Consider the following 1,102-nt stretch of genomic DNA (forward strand, 5'->3'; position numbering starts at 1 on the left):
AATCGAAAGCACTACACAGCGGCACTACACAAAAAGCCTCGCACTGTTTGCCAATCACGAGCTGAAAGATGGAAGTCGCGTTGGGTCTAAACAGTTGTCCGATTTCACCAAAGCGTTCGTCGACGCAGTTTATCGAAAATTATTGTCCGTGACGAAAGTCGATAACAGTGGAGAGGTCGTCGTTCGCGAGCGCCGTCGCTATGTAAATATGGCTATGGCGTCCTGCCGCCGGGCTTGGTTCGTTGGTCAGCGTGCTCAAGAAAGGATTGTACCGGCGACCAATCCGTTTTCCCGGATGGGATTAAAATCTCATCCGCCCGGGCGGCCGATAGAGCCCACACCGACCGCAACTTGGGATGAACTCGTCGCCTTCAGAGCTGCCGCGAGAAGACTTGATTACCGCTCGATCGCAACAGCTGCTCTACTGTCGTGGGAGTGGCTGCAACGAGAGCAGCACGTTTTTGGCGCCTTCGACATTTCGCACTATCGCCCCAGCGAGCGGCCAAATAGCGTCAGAATCGTGCATCCGAAGAATGGAGAGGAGGCCTGGTGGCCCCTAACGGACGAAACTGGCGCCCCTCTCTTCCCTGAACTTATGGAGGAACTTGACGAGATCAAAAGGACCACCCTCTCCGGCCTGGTATTCCGGCGTGACCATGCGCATCGTCAGTCGGCAATCCCGCTACCATGGATTACCCCGCGCAAGGATCTCCGCTATCTACGTAGCGTGGTAAAAACAATTATCACAGAGGCTGGCCTACGTCAGGAGCTTTCTTTTCGGTCCTTCCGACACGGAGGATTTACTGAAGGCGCCGACAGCGATCTCACGGATGCAGAGTTGCGCGCGGCTGGCCGTCATAGATCAAGTCGCCAACTGCCAACCTACGCCAAGCGTACTGGCAGGCAGTTGATCATTGCCACAAAAAAGCGTCGCGAGGAGCGGACAAGATCTCTTCTTATTCGGCTAAACGCCAATCTCTCCTCGGAATAAAGGCGCGTCGATCGACGGCAGCGCCCACGAATGCGCTGAAAGGATCGCCTATTTTCCCGTCCACACCGGCTTGCGCTTCTCGCTGAACGCTTTCAGCCCTTCCTTGGCGTC

Annotated in this window: 1 protein-coding gene; it reads left to right on the forward strand. The window is 55.6% G+C overall.

The features are described from left to right. Positions 1-991: site-specific integrase (locus FXB41_RS40415; protein ID WP_219685725.1), on the forward strand; the 991-nt coding region annotated here is incomplete at its 5' end. Between the last annotated feature and the right edge of the window lie 111 nt (positions 992-1,102).

Source organism: Bradyrhizobium canariense (assembly GCF_019402665.1).
In the GTDB taxonomy this organism is placed as follows: domain Bacteria; phylum Pseudomonadota; class Alphaproteobacteria; order Rhizobiales; family Xanthobacteraceae; genus Bradyrhizobium; species Bradyrhizobium canariense.